Here is a 17699-nt window from a genome sequence, read left to right as displayed (position 1 = left end):
GGGTTCTCCTCGGGCGAAAAGTCCATTCGCCTGGGTAGACGCAGCGCCATGTCGGTCCGGGTTAAGCCCCCTGCGAAATTCCTTCGGCGGCCCGGGCGGCGGCCTGCTGGTGGAACTCGCGGAAGCTGATCATGCGCCTGGCCGCCGGGTCCCACAGCTTGAGGCTGAGGCAGCGCCAGATATCGCGCGGATGCAGGGTGGTTACGGTCGGCTCGCGCAGGGCCGGGATCGCCGCCATCGCCTCGGGCAAGCGATAGAAGGGAATGGTCGAGTTGGCGTGGTGCACGTGGTGGTAGCCGATGTTGGCGGTGAACCAGGCCATGATCGGCCCCGTGCGCATGTAGCTGGAGGAATGGATCGCGGTCTCCACGTAGTCCCAGTCCTCGCCCTGCGGGTAACGCGCGCCGGGGAAGTTGTGCTGGCAGTAGAACATGTACACGCCCAGCGCCGAGCCCACGAGGATGGGAATCAGCAGCAGGTACAGCAGCAGGTCGGGGGCGAAGTGCGACAGCAGCAGCACCGTGGCCAGGTTCAGCGACAGGGCCAGCAGCGACCACCAGCGGTGGCGCGGCTGGGTGATCAGCGAGACCAGGCAGATGCTGAATACGAAGATGGTCTGCGAGCCCAGCAGGATCATCAGCGGATGGCGCGCGACGTGGTAGCGCAGGCGCTTCCAGGTGCTGGCGCGGGCGTACTCCTCGGTGGAGATCAGCGGGAAGGTGCCCAGGTCGGTATGGGTGGAGAGCAGCGGCAGGCGCCCCTTCTCAGCACCGACGTACTGGCAGCTGTGGCCGTGGTGGTAGTCGTGGGACTGCTTCCACAGCGTCGGCGGCGCCAACAGCATCAGGCCGTAGCCCTTGAAGAACAGGTCGGCGAAGCGCGAGCCGCGCAATATCGCGCCATGCATGTAGTCGTGGAACAGCACGAACATGCGCACCAGCGCCAGCCCCAGCAGCACGCTGAACACCAGGCGCAGCGGCCACCACAGCGGCGCGGCGGCGCCAGCGCCGAACAGCGCGAGCGCCGCGAAGCTGGTCCAGAAGTGCCACCAGCTGCGGCGCCGGTCCTCGACGGTGAAAGGTAGCGTCTGGCGGATCAGCTCCTTGCCGAAACGCGCCAGTTCCTCGCGGCTCAGCGCGTCGGTGGGCCAGGGCACGGCAGTTTCCGCGGTTTGCCGCTGGGGTTCGTGGACCGTCATCGCGCCCTCCTCGCTCAGGCCAGCGCCGGTGCGGCGGCCTGCAGCTGCAGGAACAGCTCCGGGCGCCGCTGCTTCCACGGTTGCGCCTGTTCCAGCTGGCCGGCCAGGCGCAGCAACAGCGCCTCGCCGCCGAACTCGGCGCTGAGCATCAGGCCGATCGGCAGGCCTTCGGCGTTCCAGTGCAGCGGCAGGGAAATCGCCGGCTGCCCGGAGGCATTGTGAATGGCGGTGAACGGGCTGTAGTCCAGCAGCGGCGCGTAGGCCTTGTCCAGGTCCTCTTCCTGCACATCGACCACGCCATTGCGGATCGGCGGCGTCGCCAGGGTTGGCGTCAGCCAGCAGTCGTAGGTCTGATGGAAACGCGCCATCTCCCGGCCAACCTGCTGCAGCACCAGCTCGGACAACTGGTATTCCACGGCGCTGACGGCACGCCCGCGCTGCTGCACCGCACGAGTCAGACCTTCCAGCTCGCCGTCCTGCGGCGGACGCCCCAGCTGCAGGCTCATCAGTTCCACGGCGAAGGCGATGCCAGAGAACCACAGGGTAGTGAAGGAGCCGACGAAGCTCTCCGGTTCGATCTGCGGCTGCGCTTCCTCGACCACATGGCCAAGCGATTCGAGCAACCTGGCAGTTTTCTCCACCGCTTCGATGCAGTCGGGATGCAACGGCCGACCGGCCGGGTCGACGCGGGAGAAGGCGATACGCAGCTTTCCGGGCTCGCGCGCCAGCTCGCCGAGGAAGGTGCCGCTCACCGGTGGAGCCCGATAGGGATCGCCCGGCACCATGCCATGGGTGGCATCGAGCAAGGCGGCGCTGTCGCGTACCGTACGGGTCAGCACATGCTCGTCGAGCAGGCCGCTGAGCAGTTCACCGAAATCGGGAGCCAGCGAGTTGCGTGCGCGGGTCGGCTTGAGCCCGACCAGTCCACAGCAGGAGGCGGGAATGCGGATCGAGCCGCCACCGTCGTTGCCATGGGCCGCCGGCACCATGCCGCAGGCGACGGCGGCCGCCGCGCCGCCGCTGGAGCCGCCGGTCGAGTAGTCCAGGTTCCAGGGGTTGCGCGCCGGGCCATAGAAGGCGCATTCGGTAGTTGGCAGGATGCCGAACTCCGGGGTGTTGGATTTACCGATGAAATTCAGCCCGGCCTTGCGCCAGCGGCTGACCAGCTCGCAGTCCTGCTCCATCACCCGCTCGCGCAGCATGCGCGACGACAGTGCCGACGGCATGCCCTGGCAATCGCCGAGGATATCCTTGAGCAGGAAAGGCACGCCGTGCAGCGGGCCGATAGGCGCGGCTCGATCCTGTTGCGCCGCCAGAGCCCTCGCCGTGTCGTAGGCCTTGTAGACCACCGCGTTGGTCGCGGGGTTGAGGGCCTCGATGCGGCGGATCGACTCCTCTACCAGCTCGGAGGGCTGCACCTCGCGCTTCCTGACCAACTCGGCAAGCCCGAGGGCATCGAATTCCGCGTATTCGGTAAAGGGCATCGCGCTCTCCTAACGGGTTGTTCATCAATGCAACACAATCTTGAAAAGTGGCTATCACAGGCTGTGCAAGTGTTCGAAATAACACCACCAATTCCAATAGCACTGGCTTTGCAATATCGCGAAATATAGAACCTGTCGGTTCACATATAAGGACACCAAAAGAGCTGAAGTCCTTCGGGAGTTGAACTCGTCGACATATCGGACCGTTCGTCGAATATGAGGCAGTCAGAGAGATGGCAGATATACGCCGTTTGGAGTATTCCCTTCGGATAGATGCTTCAAGAGGATGAATGCAGCAAAGCCTTCGACGCAGACGGCTCCGCTTGTTCGAAATAATGGTCATAGAAGATCGATAATAAGTGATCGGGGAAAGTTGAGCACATGATCGAAAAAGAGCATAAGCAGCATCTCTCTTACGCAAACTTTGCCGAGAGTCTGCAACACCACGCCAGGACGATTCCCGATCAACTCGCCTACCGTTTTCTGCTGGACGGCCGCGACAGCGAGATCACCATCACCTTCGCCGAACTGGACCGCGCCGCCCGCGCCGCCGCCGCCACCCTGCAACGCCATTGCGTGCCTGGCGACCGAGTGCTGATCCTGCTCAAACCCGGGCTCGACTACGTAACCGGCTTCCTCGCCTGCCTGTATGCCGGCCTGATCGCGGTGCCCGCCTACCCGCCCGGCGCCACCAAGACCCTGGATCGTCTGGACGGCATCCTCGGTGACTGCAACCCGGCGGCGGCCCTGACCACCCGCGAAGACACCGAGGCGATTCGCAGCAGGCTGGCCGAGACGGCGCCAACCACCCGCGTACTGGACATCACCCAGCTCGACACCAGCGCCAGCGACTGGAACCCTGTGGCGGTCACCCGCGCCGACGCGGCCTTCCTGCAATACACCTCCGGCTCCACCGGCACCCCCAAAGGCGTGGTGGTCACCCACGGCAACCTGATCCACAACTCGCAGAGCATCCACGAGAACTTCTCCACCCATCAGGGCAGCCATAACGTCAGCTGGCTGCCGCCTTACCACGACATGGGCCTGATCGGTGGCATCCTGCAGTCGGTCTACGTCGGCTACCCCTGCACCCTGATGGCGCCGATTCACTTCCTGCAACGCCCGCTGCGCTGGCTGCAGGCCATCAGCAAGTACCGCGGCACCATCAGCGGCGGCCCCAACTTCGCCTACGAGCTGTGCCTGAAGAAGGTCAAGGACGAGGAACTGGCCGACCTCGACCTCAGCTGCTGGGAGATCGCCTTCAACGGCGCCGAGCATGTGCGAGCGCAGACGCTCGAATCCTTCCACGCCAGGTTCGCTCGCTGCGGCTTCCGCAGTGGCGCGGCCTTCCCCTGCTACGGCCTGGCCGAAGGCACCCTGCTGGTGACCTGCGACCGCGCCCTGCGCGAGCCGGTGATCCGCCACTTCCATGCGCCGCTGCTCGAAGACAACCGCGCGGAGCCGGTGGCCACTGCTTTCGTCATGGAGTCGCCGGAGGTGCGGGTACGCACCCTGGTCAGCAGCGGGCGCGGCATTCCCGGCCACGAGCCCTTCATCGGCGACCCACAGACCGGCGAACGCCTGCCCGAGGGCCGGGTCGGCGAGATCTGCGTGGTCGGCGACAGCGTCGCCCAGGGCTACTGGCGGCGTCCGGAAAGCACCGCCGAGGCATTCCTCCCGGCGCGTCCGGAGCAGGCCGGGCACAGCAACTACTTCCGCAGTGGCGACCTCGGCTTCCTGCTCGACGGCGAGCTATTTGTCACCGGCCGCCTCAAGGACTTGATCATCCTCAACGGCGTCAACCACCATCCCGGCGATATCGAGAGCACGGTGTTCCGCGCCGATGAGAGCTTCCGCCCGGACGGCTCGGCGGTGTTCAGCGTGGAGCTGGAGGACAGCGAGCAACTGGTGGTGGCCCAGGAAGTGGAGCGACGCTCCGTCCGACAACTGGACGTGGCCCGCGTGCTGGCCGATATCAAGGCCGGCCTCTGGCAACAGCACCGGGTGGCACAACCAATAGTACTGCTGGTATTCGGCGGCACGCTGCCGCGCACATCCAGCGGCAAGGTCAGGCGGCAGGAGTGTCGCCGCCTGTTCGAACCATTGATCCGCACGCTGCATGAGGAGTTGCCGGCGGACAGCATCGAGGTGAGCAGGAAAGTCGTGGTCGCCGAGCTCGGCGGTCGCGTCCTGCTCGATTCCACCCTCAACAGCCAGACCCTGGAAGCATGAGTTTCCTGGCGGGCAGTGCCCTGCTCCGAGCTCCGACCTCCGGCCTGGTGCATACACTGAGGGCACCTCTGGCAGCCGTGTATGACAGCGAGCGCAACTCGCCGCCGGTACTGCCGCTGTTGCCGGAGGCCAATCAGGAGCGTCTGAGCCTGGTGCGGATGCTGACGGCCATCGCCTCGGTACGTACCATCGATGATCTCAAGCTGCGCACCCAGCAGGCCCTGGCAATGTACCTGCCGTGCGAACACTTCATCTTCGCCAGCGGCCGGATCAGGGCGCACCGCGCCTTCGTCTACAACCTGATCCATACGGATAGCATGTCGGAGGAGTGCCTGAGCGAGATCGTCGGCAACGAGGGAATGGTGCCGCCGCTGGACATCGACCTGGCCGAGCATTACGGGCGACCGAAGTTCACCACCACCTGCGAGCTGAAGACCCCGACCGAACGCATCTGGGCCGACATCTTCCGCCGTCACGGCATCACCAACGTGGCCTGGATGGTGCTCCCCGGGCTGCAGCGCAACACCTTCACCGGCTACTACTTCGTCAACGCGGCCGCAGACATCAGCCACGAGAACAAGCTGCGCATGACCGTGCTGGCGCCCTACCTGCACATTGCCCTGAACCGCGTGCGCGGCAGCAAGCAGCTGCGCGAGCAGCAGAGCAGCAAGGGCAGCCCGCAGGCGTCATCATTGCTGTCGAGCCGGGAAACCGAGATCGCCCGCTGGGTGGTGCGCGGCAAGACCAACTGGGAAATCGGCCAGATTCTCGGCATCAGCGACAAGACGGTTAAGACCCACATGCAGAACATCCTCAGCAAACTGCATGCATCGAGTCGGGCGCAGATCGCCGCCTTATTCTCGGACGAATAACAGATAACTCCTTCTAGGAATAAACAACTGGGACGACAGTGTTGAACTGTCGTCCCATATTGCCGTTCACCCCCAGATAATTCATGACATTTATATGCCAGAAAGAAAGTCACAAATAAGCGGTGCCATTACTCCACTTGGAGTATTGAGCGTGAAACATCGGACACCCAACATCGCAACTCCAAGTGATATCCCACAAGGAAACACTTGTCCTCGAGAGTAATTCCGCAAGCACCATAAGAATAACTATTCGCGCCCTCGGGCATTCTTGCCGCTGCGCTTAACAACGCCCCAAGTCTTATTCCACATCGTGGCGATAAGACCTTTTATATGGACAGGGAACTTGTGGAGGACATGTGCATATTGACGAGATAACCGCCTCCGTCACGGCGACCGTGGCTGGGCTATTGGAACTCGACTCGAGCTCCCTCGACCTGGAACGTTCGTTCCACGAGATGGGCGTCGACTCGGTCCTCATCGTCGGACTTTCCGCCGAGTTCGAGGATCTCTTCGGCATCTCGCTGGACCCCGAGTTCGCCTACCAGCACGACAGCGTGCGCAAGATCAGCGAGCACCTGCATTCCGTCATCACCGCGGATGCGAGGTAAGCCAGCATGAGCCCGTCCCTGATCAACCGCACCCGCCAGGAACTGCTCGACTTCGCCGGTCTCGACGAGACGGTGACCCGCGCCCAAGGCACCCGCATCACCACCGAGAGCGGCCACACGCTGATCGACTTCGTCGGCCAGTTCGGCGCCGTGCCTTTCGGCTATGGCGCGCCACACATCCGCGAGGCGGCCATCGCCTTCCTCGACTCCGGCCTGCCCTCTTTCATCCAGCCGCTGGGCAACCCACTGGCCGAGCAACTGGCCGCGCGCCTGATCGAGATCGCGCCCGGCCAGATGGCCAGGGTCAGCTTCTCCACCAGTGGCGCCGAGACAGTTGAGGCCGCCATCAAGCTGGCTCGCGCCGCCACCAACCGCGAGCTGATCGTCGGCACCCACACGGGTTTCCACGGCAAGACCCAGGGCGCCGTGGGCGTGACCGGCAAGCCGGTCTACCGCGAGCCCTTCCATATCCGCGGCAACGGTTTCAGCCATGTGCCCTATGGCGACCTGGAGGCCCTCGAAACGGTACTGAAGGAGCAGCGCGTTGCCGCCTTCTTCGTCGAGGCTGTGCAGGGCGAGGCCGGCATGATCACTCCGCCCGCGGGCTACCTGCTGGCCGCGCAGAACCTGTGCCGCAAGCATGGCGCCCTGTTCGTGCTGGACGAGATCCAGACCGGCCTGGGCCGCACCGGACAGCTGTTCGCCGCCGAAGCCAACGGCCTCACCCCCGACATGTTGCTGCTGGCCAAGGCGTTGGGCGGCGGCCTGGTGCCGATCGGTGCCTGCATCTACGGCGAGCAGTGCTGGAGCCGCGACTTCGACCGCCACCACAGCTCCACCTTCGGCGTGAACGGTTTCACCGCAGCCATCGGCCTCGCCGTGGTCGAGCACCTCACCGCGAACGAGCGCGCCGTGGTACGCCAGGCGGCCGAGCGCGGCGCCTATCTGCGGACCCGCCTGGAAAACCTAGTGCAGAGCTACCCGCAGGTGTTCGAGAGCCTAGACGGTCGCGGCCTTATGCTCGGCCTCAAGTTCCGCCGCTGGTCCGGCGAACGCCTCTACACCCTGTCCCTGGCCAGCGCCTTCGGCGCCCTGGTGCCCATCGTCTGCGGCTACCTGAAGACCCGCCATGGCGTGTACTGCCTGCCGACCCTGAACGAGGGCAACGTGCTGCGCATCCAGCCGCCGCTGAGCATCGCCGAGGACGATATCGACGTACTGGTGGACGGCCTGAGCGCCGCCGCGGAGCTGATCGCCCACGACCAGCAGCATCGCCTGATCCTCGAGGCCCAGGGTTTCCCGGCCCAGCGCGGCCCGCTGGCCAAGTGGTCGGCGCCCAGCGCCGGCAAGCCGCGCAGCCACGACCGCGGCGGCCGCTGCCTGGGACGCTTCGCCTTCCTGCTGCACCCCACCACCCAGGAGAGCGTCAACGGCGACAACATAGTCGACGCCCTCGGCGTGGTCGGCGAAGAGAAGGCCTTCATGCAGGACTGGCTGGCCGAGTTCTCCGACTGGGCCAAGCCCGACCTGGATGCCGGCGTGTCCTTCCATGCCCGGCAGATCTACAACGACCAGGGCGACTACGTGGAAGGCTGGCTGGTCGGCAGCCTGCTGCAACCACGCGACCTGATGCGCCTGAGCCTGGGCAAGCGGCGCAAGCTGATCGACAACTACCTGGACGCGGTGCGCCCGCTGGGCGTCGACTTCGTCGGCCTCGGCGCCTACACCTCGGTCATCTCCAACGCCGGCCTGGATGTGGTCAACGACCGCTTCCATACCACCACCGGCAACAGCCTCACCGCCATGGTCGGCGTCGACGCCCTGCTCAGCACCTGCGCCAACCGCGGCGCACCGCTGGCCAAGCGGCTGACCGGGGTGATCGGCGCCTACGGCTCGGTGGGTCGCCTGGCCAGCTTGCGCCTGGGCAAGTTCACCGAACATCTGGTGCTGCTCGGCAACGCGGCCAACCAGGGCGCCATGCATGAGCTGCGGCTGGTCGGCGGCGAGCTGTATGCCACTGCCCTGCGCGGCATCCACAGCGGACATCCGAGCGGCATCGGTAAGCCCCTGGCCGCACTGCTGTCGGAGCACACGGTGGCCAGCCTGCTGGAGCGCGACCTGAGCGACGATGCCCAGCTGCGCGAGCTGTTCGACGCCGTCGATGCCCTGGTGCGCGAACACGTCGGCGTACAGCCGCCGGTGGTGGTCTCCTCCGATCTCGGCCACTGGCTGCCGAAGCTGGAGGCCGTGCTCTCGGCCACCTCCAACGGCTCCGCCTTCATCGACCCGGCCGCGCTGCACCACAACGCGATCATCTGCGACTGCGCGCAGCCGCCGGATATCGGCCCTTCCTCGCTATCGCAGCGCCCGGACGTGACGGTCATCGAGGGTGGTCTGATCCACCTGCCCGAGCGTGGCTATCGCTTCGGCAACCAAAACCTCACCGACCTGCCCACCGGCGTGACCTTCAGCTGCCTGGCCGAAACCATGGTGCTGACCATGGCCGGCAAGACGCGCGACTACAGCATCGGCAAGCGCCCACCGCTGGAAGAGGCCGAGGCCATCTTCGAGCTGGCCCTGAACTTCGGTTTCGCCCCCGCCGTCGAGCAACTGGTCGAGATGGCCGGATAACCACAAGAACAACTCGAGAACTATCCCATGTCGATGAAACATGCACGAAGCGTCACCGAAGCCCGCCTGCCGGGCCTGATCGCCGCCCTGGAAGCCCGCGGCCGCATGGCGCTGGAGAAGGCAGACTCCAGCGAGCTGTGCGAGCTGTTCCGCTCTTACAAGGCCGCCGGCCTGATCATCCCCGAAACCTACGGCGGCCTCGGCGCCTCGCCGCGCGAGACGGTGGAGATACTGCGTGCGGTCGGCGCCCTGTGCCCGTCGCTGGCGGTGATGATGACCATGCACCACCACACCATCGCCACCATCGTCCAGCTCGGCGGCCTGATTCCGGCGGCGGACGAGCTGCTCTACGGCATCTGCCAGGACCAGCTGCTGATCGCCTCGGCCTTCGCCGAAGGCAAGGTCGGCGCGGAGATCTTCAACACCAGCGTCAAGGTCACCCCGGTCGAGGGCGGCTACCTGCTGCGCGGCACCAAGAAGCCCTGCACCATGAGCCACAACATGGACGTGATCGTGGTCGGCGTGGCCCGCGAGAACGATGACGGCAGCATCACCCAGGGCTTCGCCGTGGTGTTCAACGACGGCAACGGGGTATCCCGCGAGCGCTTCTGGAACACCCCGGTACTGCAGGCCGCCGACAGCAACGCGCTGGTATTCGAGGACGTGTTCGTGCCCGCCGAGCGCATGCTGCTGGCCGAGGCCGTGGACGACGAAGCGGTGGCCGCCTCCGCCCAGGAAACCTCGCTGTCCGGCCTGTGCTGGTTCCAGCTGATGGTCGGCGGCACCTACCTGGGCGTGGCTTCGGCGCTGGTCGAGCTGCTGCTGAAAAAACGCCACACCGAGGATGCCCCGCTGGCCCAGCTGGCCATCGAGCTGGAAGGCGCGCACCAGGCCCTGGTCGGCGCGGCCCGCGACCTGGAAGAGCAGCGCGCCGCCGACGAGGCCAGCTACAGCAAGGCGCTGTGCACCCGTTTCCTGGTCCAGGGCACCATCGAGCGCTCCACCAACCTGGCGGTGGAGCTGCTGGGCGGCATGGCCTTCATCGCCTCCGACGAAGTCGCCTACCTGCTGGCCGCTTCCCGGGCGATCTGCTTCCACCCGATCTCCCGCGCCGCCGCCACGCCGCTGCTCGCGGCGTACCTGCGGGACTCGGCCGCCGCACCGACGGCGCAAGGCTAAGGCACTGCGCCGCCCCGCGCCGACCGAGGTCGGACGGGCCGGCGCGATGATCCACATGACTCAGCAGGAAGCCTGAATTCATGGCGACGACAGACACGCTCTATCCGGTGCGGCCGGGCAATATCCATCCGCTGTTCCACTTCTTCGCCATTCCACTGTTCGCCGTGCTGCTGGTGTTCAACACCGCGGCCATCGGCGTGATCCTTGCCATGGCGCTGACGCTGCAGCTGGGCCGGCGCATCCTGCAGGCGATTCCCGGCGTCTCCGCTGTCGGTGGCACCATCACCGCCGCCTATCACGGCCAGGTCCAGCGCCTGGCCAACCGGGTGCTGAAGGACCCGCGCGACGAACCCATCCTGGCCGCTGCCATCACCCTGGGCCTGACCGCCATCCCGATCTTCATCGCCCAGCTGGTCATCGTGGAGATCTCCTGGCCGCTGGTGCTGGGCTTCTACGCCTGCGTCTACGGCCCGAACATCCGCGCCTTCGTGCGCTCGTTCAGCTCCATGCACCAGGAAGGCCACAAGGTCGGCGGCCTGTTCAAGCGCGCCAGCGTGGTGGAGAAGTGGACCGGCAACTCCTTCCTCTACATGTTCTTCGCCATCCCCATGGGCCTGACCCCGCATGCGGCGGCGCACCTGCAGCAGCACCACCGGGAAAACGCCGGCCCGCTGGATGTCTACGCCACCGCCCGCTACGACCATGCCAACGCCTGGCACTTCATCGTCTACATGGTGCGCGAGGTGATGTACCAGCAGCTGCTGGTGTCGCCGTACCTGTACTTCCGCAGCAAGCGCAAACCGGCGCAGATGCGCAGCATGATCGTCGGCAACCTGCTGCACCTGGCCCTGTTCGCCCTGCTGGCGCTGTACAGCCTACCGATCGCGGTGCTGTACATGCTGGTGCCCTGGTGCGCGAGCAACTTCCTGATGGGCGTCATCCACTGGAGCCAGCATGCCTTCTACGGCGGCCAGCAGGATCCCAAGGACTTCATGTACAACACCGTGACCCTGCTCGAGAAGCCGGTGAACACCCTCAACGAGGGCTATCACGTCTGCCACCACCACTGGGAGAACGTGCACTGGTCGGAGAGTCCCGCGCTGTTCGAGCGCATCAAGCCGGAGATGAAGGCTGCGCAATCCCTGGTGTTCCGCGACCTCAGCGTGCTCGACCTGTTCCTCATGCTGATGCTGCGCCGCTTCGACGCCCTGGCCGACAAGCTGGACTGGTGGGAGCCGCTGTCCCAGGCCGAGAAGGTCGCCCTGCTCAAGCGCCGCTGCGCCGCCGCGCCCATCGCCGAGCATGAGCAGGCCTACCAGCAGAGCGCCGCCGGCCACCAGGCCGCGCCCCGCCCTCTGCACTTCCCCCAGCAAGCGCAGCGGACGTGAACGCCATGAGCAAAGCACTGACCCTGAAAGTGGCCTACATCGAGCGGGAAACCGAAGATGCGGTGACCATCCACCTGAAGCAGCCGCTGCTGCGCAAGATCCGCTACACCGCCGGCCAGTACCTGACCCTGGAAGTCGACGTGGATGGCGACGGCGCCAAGGGCTGCCGGGCCTACTCGATCAGCAGCACGCCGGGCCTGGACAAGACCCTGTCGATCACGGTCAAGCGCATCGCCGGCGGCAAGGTATCCAACCGCCTGGTGCAGCAGTTGGCCGCCGGCGACGCGGTACATACCCTGGGCGCCCACGGGCGCTTCACCTTCGCCCCGCAGCCGGGCAAGCGCCGCCACCTGGTGCTGTTCGCCGCCGGCAGCGGCATCACGCCGATCTTCTCCATCCTCAAGTCGGCGCTGCACTTCGAGGCGGACTCGCGGGTGTCGCTGATCTATGGCAACCGCAATACCGACTCGGTGATCTTCCGCGACAAGCTGGAGCAACTGCAGCGCCTGTTCGGCGAGCGCCTGAACCTGCTGCACGTGCTGTCCCAGCCGGAATCGCCCCACCCGCACAGCGGCCGCCTGACCCGCCAGCGGGTCAGCGAACTCCTTCAGGCGCTGCCGAACCCGCCGGGCTATGCCATCGAGTACTACGCCTGCGGCCCCAACGGCATGATGGACGAAGTGACCGAGGCCCTGCAGGCCATGGGCGTCCCCCCCGAAGCGGTGCACATGGAGAGTTTCACCCCGGCCAAGGCCAGTACCCAGCCGCCCGTGCAATCCAACGCGCCGAAGCAGGTTCAGCTGCTGATGCAGGGCCAGGAATTCAGCTTCGCCGTGCCGCCGGGCCAGACCATTCTCGAGGCCGCCCTGGCCAATGGCGTGCAGCCGCCCTTCTCCTGCCGCAGCGGCTTCTGCACCGCCTGCATCTGCACCAAGCTGTCCGGCGAAGTGGAGATGCGCGAGGACCATGGCCTGTCCTCGGCCGAACTGAAGATGGGCCACGCGCTCATGTGCATCGGCTATCCGGCGACGGACGACGTGCGACTGCAGGTCGACTAACCCAGAAAATCCCAGGAAGGTGGACGTGGTGGATAGAGAAGCGATTCTGGCGGCACAAGACGAGATCCGCCTGGCCAAGCGCGCGGAGCTCAAGGTCGACCGCGAGCGCCAGGCACAGCTGCTGGCCCTGCAACAACCCGACCCGGTCAGGTTCCTGCTCTGGTCGGCGCTGCACGTGGCGGTGTGGGTCGCCGCCGCCGCCGCCATCCTGCTCAGTGAGCACTGGCTGGTGCAGCTGCTCGCCGTGCTGGTGCTCGGCAACCAGATGCACGCCTTCACCATCCTGCAGCACGACTGCGGCCACCAGAACGCCTTCCGCTCCGCCATCTGCAACCTCTGGGTCGGGCGCTTCTTCGCCTGGTTCATCGTCTTCCCCTACTCCTCCTTCACCGAGTGCCACAAGTACCACCACCGCTACCTGGGCGATGCGGACAAGGACCCGGACGAGTGGAACTACGCCAGCGGCGTGAAGTGGATGTTCCTGCGCATCGCCGTGTTCGTGCCGCGCTTCACCTACTTCTCTCTGGTGCGCTACGGCAGCAAGGTACGCAACCTGGTGCTGCGCGAGCTGGTGTTCAACCTACTGACGATGGTGGCGCTCGGCGTCTGGTTCGCCAGCATGGGCATGCTTTACCAGTTCGTGCTGATCTTCATCCTGCCGGTACTGCTGCTGGCGCTGCTGATCAACCCGATCTCGCGCGGCTACGAACACTTCCCGATGGCCACTCTCGGCAGCGAGGACGAACAGCGCCTGGACCTGGCGCAGAACACCATCACCATCCCCAGCCGCGTGCTCAGCCTGATCTGGGCCAACATCAACTACCACGTCGAACATCACGTCTATCCGGGCGTACCGTTCTTCAACCTGCACAAGGTCCACGCGCTGCTCGACAACAAGCCGTTCCTGCGCGACCGCTGGCTGCTCGCCCGCCTCTTCGTCCGTCAGCCGCAGGAGCCTCGTCACGGGGCTGCTCCAGCCGCCGATGCCAGCTGAGGGGATGACCATGGACTGTCTGTTCTGCAAGATCGCCGCCGGCAGCGAACGTTCCGTACGGGTCTACGAGGACGAGCACTGCTTCGCCTTCATGGACATCCACCCACTGGGCCAGGGCCACGTGCTGCTGATTCCGCGCCAGCATGTGGAGACGCTCGACCAACTGCCGACCGCCACCCGCCAGCATCTCTACCTGACCTTCGACAGGCTGCTCGCCGCCCAACGCCGCGCCGGCTTCGGCGTCGAGGGCTCGCACCTGATCGTCAACGACGGCAAGGCCAGCAACCAGCACATTCCCCATGCCCACCTGCACCTGATCCCGCGCAGGCGCGGCGATGGTCTGGGCTTCGGCTGGCGCATGTTCCTGCACTTCACCGGCCTGTTCGGCCCCCGCACCGGCCAGGACATCCTGCAGCTGCAGGCGGACGCCATCGCCCCGCAGATCGAGCAGCCCAGCAGAGCGCGCGCGCCGGCCGATGAGGCACTGGTCCAGGTCCGTTGAGCTTGCCCACGCGATAGAAACCCAGCAGCGACAAGAGAAGAAGATGACTGCACAGCTGAACGCGTCCCTGACTGCGGAGAAGGTCTACCGGGTCCTGATCATCGGCGCCGGTTTCTCCGGCATCGGCATGGCCGTGCGCCTCAAACAGCGCGGCGAAGACGACTTCGTGGTGTACGAGAAGGAGGCCGGCGTCGGCGGCACCTGGTGGGTCAACCAGTATCCCGGCTGCGCCTGCGACATCCCCTCGCACCTTTACTCCTTCTCCTTCGAGCCGAACCCGGACTGGTCGCGGCGCTTCTCGCCGCAGCCGGAGATCCGCGACTACCTGGCGCATTGCGCGAACAAGTACCAGCTGCTGCCGCATATCCAGTTCCAACGGGAAGTGGCCTCGCTGCGCTGGCTGGAGAAGCGCGCGCTGTGGCAGATCACCGATGGCGCCGGCCAGGTGGTGTTCGCCCGCTTCGTGGTCGCCGGCACCGGCGCCCTGTCCACGCCCGACTACCCGAACATCGCCGGCCTGCAGCGCTTTCGCGGCCGCGTATTCCACTCCCAGCACTGGGACCACGACTATGACCTCAAGGGCAAGCGCATCGGAGTGATCGGCACTGGCGCCTCGGCCATCCAGTTCATTCCCGAGATCCAGCCGGCGGCAGCCTCGCTCAGCGTGTTCCAACGCACCCCGCCGTGGATCATCCCCAAGCCGGACCGTGGTTTCTCGCGCTTCGAGCGCGGCCTGTTGCGCCGCTTCCCGCGCCTGCAGAAGCTGGTCAGAAGCTTCACCTACGCAACCCACGAGACCCGCGCCCTGGGCTTCGCCTTCAATCCGAAGTTGATGGCCTTCCACCGCTTCCTCGCCCTGAACATGCTGCGCCGCCAGGTGCGCGACCCGGAGCTGCGCAGCCAGCTGACGCCGCGCTATGCCATCGGCTGCAAGCGCATCCTGATCTCCAACGACTACTATCCGGCCATCACCCAGGCCAATGTCAGCCTGGTGACCCAGGGCATCCGCGAGATCGACGAAGACGCGGTGATCACCGCGGATGGCCAGCGCCACCCGATCGACCTGCTGATCCTCGGTACCGGCTTCAAGGCCAGCACGCCCTTCCCCCGCGGGATGATCTTCGGCCGCGACGGCCAGGACATTCTCGACACCTGGAGCCAGGGGCCCGAGGCCTACAAGGGCACCACGGTGGCGGGCTTCCCCAACCTTTTCCTGCTGATGGGCCCCAACACCGGGCTCGGCCACAACTCCATCGTCTACATGATCGAGTCGCAGGTCGCCTACATCCTCGGTGCGCTGGATACCCTGGACGCCCAGGGGGCGGACAGCCTGGACATCCAGCCGCAGGTACAGGAGCGCTTCAATGCGGCCCTGCGCAGCCGCATGCAGGGCGCGGTCTGGTCCGTAGGCAATTGCCGCAGCTGGTACAAGCACGCGGAGAGCGGGCGCAACGTGGTGATCTGGCCGGGCTTCAGCTGGACCTTTCGTCGCGCGACACGGCGCTTCGATGCCGAGGCCTACCGGCTGACCGACACCACCGATTGATCCACCTCAGTACAAGGAAAACTGTGATGAGCCCGTCCGGAAAAACCATCTTCGCGTTTGGCTGCTACCTGCTGGTGCTGGGTGCAACGCTGCTGCTGGCCCCCAACCTGCTGCTGGCGCTGTTCGGCTTCCCGCTGACCGAGGAGGTGTGGATCCGCATCGTCGGCTTGCTGGTGATCTACCTGGGCATCTACTACAGCCTGGCCGGCCGCCGGGACCTGCGGCCCTTCATCGCCGCCACCGTGCCGGTGCGCGCCTCGGTGCTGGCGGTCTTCGGCGTCTTCGTCGCTACCGGCATGGTCTCGCCCATGTTGCTGGTGCTCGGCCTGCCGGACCTGCTCGGCGCGCTGTGGACCTGGCGGGCGCTGCGCAGCGAGCGCTTCTCGACCACACTGGCCAGCGTTTGAGAGAAGTGACCCGCTGCGATCAGCGGGTCGACTCTTTGCAGCCTACTGCTGGCCGCCGAGCGTCTCCTGACAGAGCTGCTTGGCCAGCATGCCGAGGGTCATGATCGCCCGCTCGGACTCGCGGTTCCATGGCACGCCACAGGTCAGGCGCAGGCAGTGGTTGAACTGCTCGGTGTTGCTGAAGATCATCCCCGGCGCGATGCTGATGCCCTGCTGCAGCGCTCGCACGTGCAGCTCCTGGGCGCTGACCTTGCCGGGCAGGCTGACCCAGAGGATGAAGCCACCGTAGGGGCGGGTCATCTGCGTGCCCTCCGGGAAGTGCTGCTGCACGGCCAACTGGTAGGCGGTCATGTTCTTGCGATACTCCTGGCGGATATGCCGCAGGTGGCGATCGTAGCCACCGTTCTCCAGGTAGGCGGCCACACCCATCTGAGTCACGCTGCAGGCCGAATGGGTGCTGAAGGTCTGCAGCCGCTCCACCTCCTCCTGATAACCGCCGGCGATGATCCAGCCGATGCGTACACCCGGCGACAACGTCTTGGAGAAGCTCGAGCAGTACACCACCTGGTCGTCGCGATCATGGGCCTTGAGCGCCTTGCTGCGCCCGGGCTCGAACAGCAACTCGCCATAGATGTCGTCCTCGATCACCTGGATGCCGTGATCGCGGGTCAGGCGCAGCAGCTGCTTCTGCCGCTCCTCGGGAATGCTGCCCCCCAGCGGGTTGGACAGCCGCGCGGTCAGCACCAGGGCCTTGATCGGCCACTGGTTGGCAGCCAGCTGCAAGGCCTCCAGGCTGAGGCCGGTGGTCGGGTCGCTGGGGATCTCGATGACCTTGAGGCCGAGCACTTCAGCCAGCTGCAGCAGGCCGTAATAGGTCGGCGACTCGGCGGCGATCAGGTCGCCGGGCTGGGTCATCACGCGCAGGGCCATGTGGATGGCGTCCACACAACCGTGGGTGATCACTACCTCGGACGGATCGACCACCACGCCGGCATCACGCATGCGGATCGCCACCTGGCGGCGCAGTGGCTCGTAGCCGGGACTGAACATATAGCTGAAGGCCCGCGGGCTCTGGAAGCGGGTGACCTTGGCCAACTGCTGGTGCAGCGAGCGCACCGGCAGGTAGTCCACGTGCGGCACAGCGGCACCGAGGGGGAACACACCGTCCTGGCGCGAATCGTTGAGCACCTGGCTGATGATGCTACTGCGGGTGACCATGGCCGGCCGCTCGACGCGGGCGATATCCGGAGTGGAGGCAGTCAGGCCGGCGGTCTGGTGCACGTAGAACCCGGATTGCGGGCGGGCGCGGATCAGGCCCATGTCTTCCAGGTTGGCGTAGGCCTGCAGCACGGTGGCGTGGCTGACGCTGAGCTGCGAACTCATCTTGCGCACCGAGGGCACGCGCTCGCCCGGCTGGTAGACACCGCGGCGGATATCCTCGGCCAGCTGCTGGGCGATGCGCTGGTAAAGCAACAAACTGGTCATGAGGAGGCTCCTTGCACTACTGGACCGTAACAGTAGCGAAATACAATTGAGGCTTGGCGATACAGTCAGAACATTTGCCAGCGGTACAGTTCCATCTGTTCTAGCTTAGGCGGTA

General features: G+C 65.7%; 14 protein-coding genes. 11 read left to right on the top strand and 3 right to left on the bottom strand.

Annotation, left to right across the window (positions count from 1 at the left end; all coding sequences use genetic code 11):
- Positions 1-61: 61 nt before the first annotated feature.
- Together IB232_RS03635 and IB232_RS03630 are read right to left on the bottom strand one after the other, a co-directional pair.
- Positions 62-1198 carry a fatty acid desaturase family protein gene (locus IB232_RS03635; RefSeq protein ID WP_192397184.1) on the bottom strand — a complete coding sequence of 379 codons (1137 nt, stop codon included), beginning with the start codon at positions 1196-1198 and terminating at the stop codon, positions 62-64.
- A 14-nt stretch (positions 1199-1212) separates the two neighbouring features.
- A complete protein-coding gene (locus tag IB232_RS03630; protein ID WP_192397183.1) occupies positions 1213-2682 on the bottom strand; it encodes an amidase in 1470 nt (489 codons plus the stop codon).
- Between the two features lie 381 nt (positions 2683-3063).
- Between IB232_RS03630 and IB232_RS03625 the strand changes: the two genes are divergently transcribed.
- From IB232_RS03625 to IB232_RS03575, 11 genes are all read left to right on the top strand, one after another.
- On the top strand, positions 3064-4914 hold the full coding sequence (locus IB232_RS03625) for a fatty acyl-AMP ligase (RefSeq protein WP_192397182.1): 1851 nt from the start codon (positions 3064-3066) through the stop codon (positions 4912-4914).
- Positions 4911-5786: a LuxR C-terminal-related transcriptional regulator gene (locus tag IB232_RS03620; protein ID WP_192397181.1), complete on the top strand. Its 876-nt coding sequence runs from the start codon at positions 4911-4913 to the stop codon at positions 5784-5786. The genes IB232_RS03625 and IB232_RS03620 overlap by 4 nt, the downstream gene beginning before the upstream one ends.
- Positions 5787-6142: 356 nt before the next feature.
- A complete protein-coding gene (locus tag IB232_RS03615) occupies positions 6143-6394 on the top strand; it encodes an acyl carrier protein (RefSeq protein ID WP_192397180.1) in 252 nt (83 codons plus the stop codon).
- Positions 6395-6400: 6 nt separating this feature from the next.
- Positions 6401-9025: an aminotransferase class III-fold pyridoxal phosphate-dependent enzyme gene (locus IB232_RS03610; protein WP_192397179.1), complete on the top strand. Its 2625-nt coding sequence runs from the start codon at positions 6401-6403 to the stop codon at positions 9023-9025.
- Between the two features lie 27 nt (positions 9026-9052).
- Complete coding sequence (locus IB232_RS03605; RefSeq protein ID WP_192397178.1) at positions 9053-10204, top strand: acyl-CoA dehydrogenase family protein; 1152 nt, start codon at positions 9053-9055, stop codon at positions 10202-10204.
- A gap of 80 nt (positions 10205-10284) precedes the next feature.
- The gene (locus IB232_RS03600; protein ID WP_192397177.1) at positions 10285-11592 is read left to right on the top strand and encodes a fatty acid desaturase; all 1308 of its coding nucleotides are present in this window, start codon (positions 10285-10287) and stop codon (positions 11590-11592) included.
- 5 nt (positions 11593-11597) lie between these two features.
- A complete protein-coding gene (locus IB232_RS03595; protein ID WP_192397176.1) occupies positions 11598-12650 on the top strand; it encodes a ferredoxin--NADP reductase in 1053 nt (350 codons plus the stop codon).
- Positions 12651-12675: 25 nt separating this feature from the next.
- Positions 12676-13644 (top strand): fatty acid desaturase family protein, encoded by a 969-nt coding sequence (locus IB232_RS03590; protein ID WP_192397175.1) that lies wholly within the window; start codon positions 12676-12678, stop codon positions 13642-13644.
- A 10-nt stretch (positions 13645-13654) separates the two neighbouring features.
- A complete protein-coding gene (locus IB232_RS03585) occupies positions 13655-14146 on the top strand; it encodes an HIT family protein (protein ID WP_192397174.1) in 492 nt (163 codons plus the stop codon).
- Between the two features lie 43 nt (positions 14147-14189).
- Positions 14190-15692: a flavin-containing monooxygenase gene (locus IB232_RS03580; RefSeq protein ID WP_192397173.1), complete on the top strand. Its 1503-nt coding sequence runs from the start codon at positions 14190-14192 to the stop codon at positions 15690-15692.
- A gap of 26 nt (positions 15693-15718) precedes the next feature.
- Positions 15719-16099, top strand: a complete 381-nt coding sequence (locus IB232_RS03575) for a hypothetical protein (RefSeq protein ID WP_192397172.1) — start codon at positions 15719-15721, stop codon at positions 16097-16099.
- Positions 16100-16141: 42 nt separating this feature from the next.
- On the opposite strand, the gene IB232_RS03570 is transcribed toward IB232_RS03575, so the two are convergent.
- On the bottom strand, positions 16142-17584 hold the full coding sequence (locus tag IB232_RS03570; RefSeq protein WP_192397171.1) for a PLP-dependent aminotransferase family protein: 1443 nt from the start codon (positions 17582-17584) through the stop codon (positions 16142-16144).
- Positions 17585-17699 lie beyond the last annotated feature (115 nt).

Source organism: Pseudomonas sp. PDM15, assembly GCF_014851565.1.
Classification (GTDB): domain Bacteria; phylum Pseudomonadota; class Gammaproteobacteria; order Pseudomonadales; family Pseudomonadaceae; genus Aquipseudomonas.
This window is presented reverse-complemented; position numbering and strand designations above follow the sequence as displayed.

Bases quoted from the DNA above. Each gene is read 5' to 3' on its own strand.
- IB232_RS03595 (WP_192397176.1), top strand. From the start codon at position 11,598: ATGAGCAAAGCACTGACCCTGAAAGTGGCCTACATCGAGCGGGAAACC.
- IB232_RS03610 (WP_192397179.1), top strand. From the start codon at position 6,401: ATGAGCCCGTCCCTGATCAACCGCACCCGCCAGGAACTGCTCGACTTC.
- IB232_RS03570 (WP_192397171.1), bottom strand. From the start codon at position 17,584: ATGACCAGTTTGTTGCTTTACCAGCGCATCGCCCAGCAGCTGGCCGAG.
- IB232_RS03605 (WP_192397178.1), top strand. From the start codon at position 9,053: ATGTCGATGAAACATGCACGAAGCGTCACCGAAGCCCGCCTGCCGGGC.
- IB232_RS03635 (WP_192397184.1), bottom strand. From the start codon at position 1,198: ATGACGGTCCACGAACCCCAGCGGCAAACCGCGGAAACTGCCGTGCCC.
- IB232_RS03630 (WP_192397183.1), bottom strand. From the start codon at position 2,682: ATGCCCTTTACCGAATACGCGGAATTCGATGCCCTCGGGCTTGCCGAG.
- IB232_RS03625 (WP_192397182.1), top strand. From the start codon at position 3,064: ATGATCGAAAAAGAGCATAAGCAGCATCTCTCTTACGCAAACTTTGCC.
- IB232_RS03620 (WP_192397181.1), top strand. From the start codon at position 4,911: ATGAGTTTCCTGGCGGGCAGTGCCCTGCTCCGAGCTCCGACCTCCGGC.
- IB232_RS03575 (WP_192397172.1), top strand. From the start codon at position 15,719: ATGAGCCCGTCCGGAAAAACCATCTTCGCGTTTGGCTGCTACCTGCTG.
- IB232_RS03585 (WP_192397174.1), top strand. From the start codon at position 13,655: ATGGACTGTCTGTTCTGCAAGATCGCCGCCGGCAGCGAACGTTCCGTA.
- IB232_RS03580 (WP_192397173.1), top strand. From the start codon at position 14,190: ATGACTGCACAGCTGAACGCGTCCCTGACTGCGGAGAAGGTCTACCGG.
- IB232_RS03600 (WP_192397177.1), top strand. From the start codon at position 10,285: ATGGCGACGACAGACACGCTCTATCCGGTGCGGCCGGGCAATATCCAT.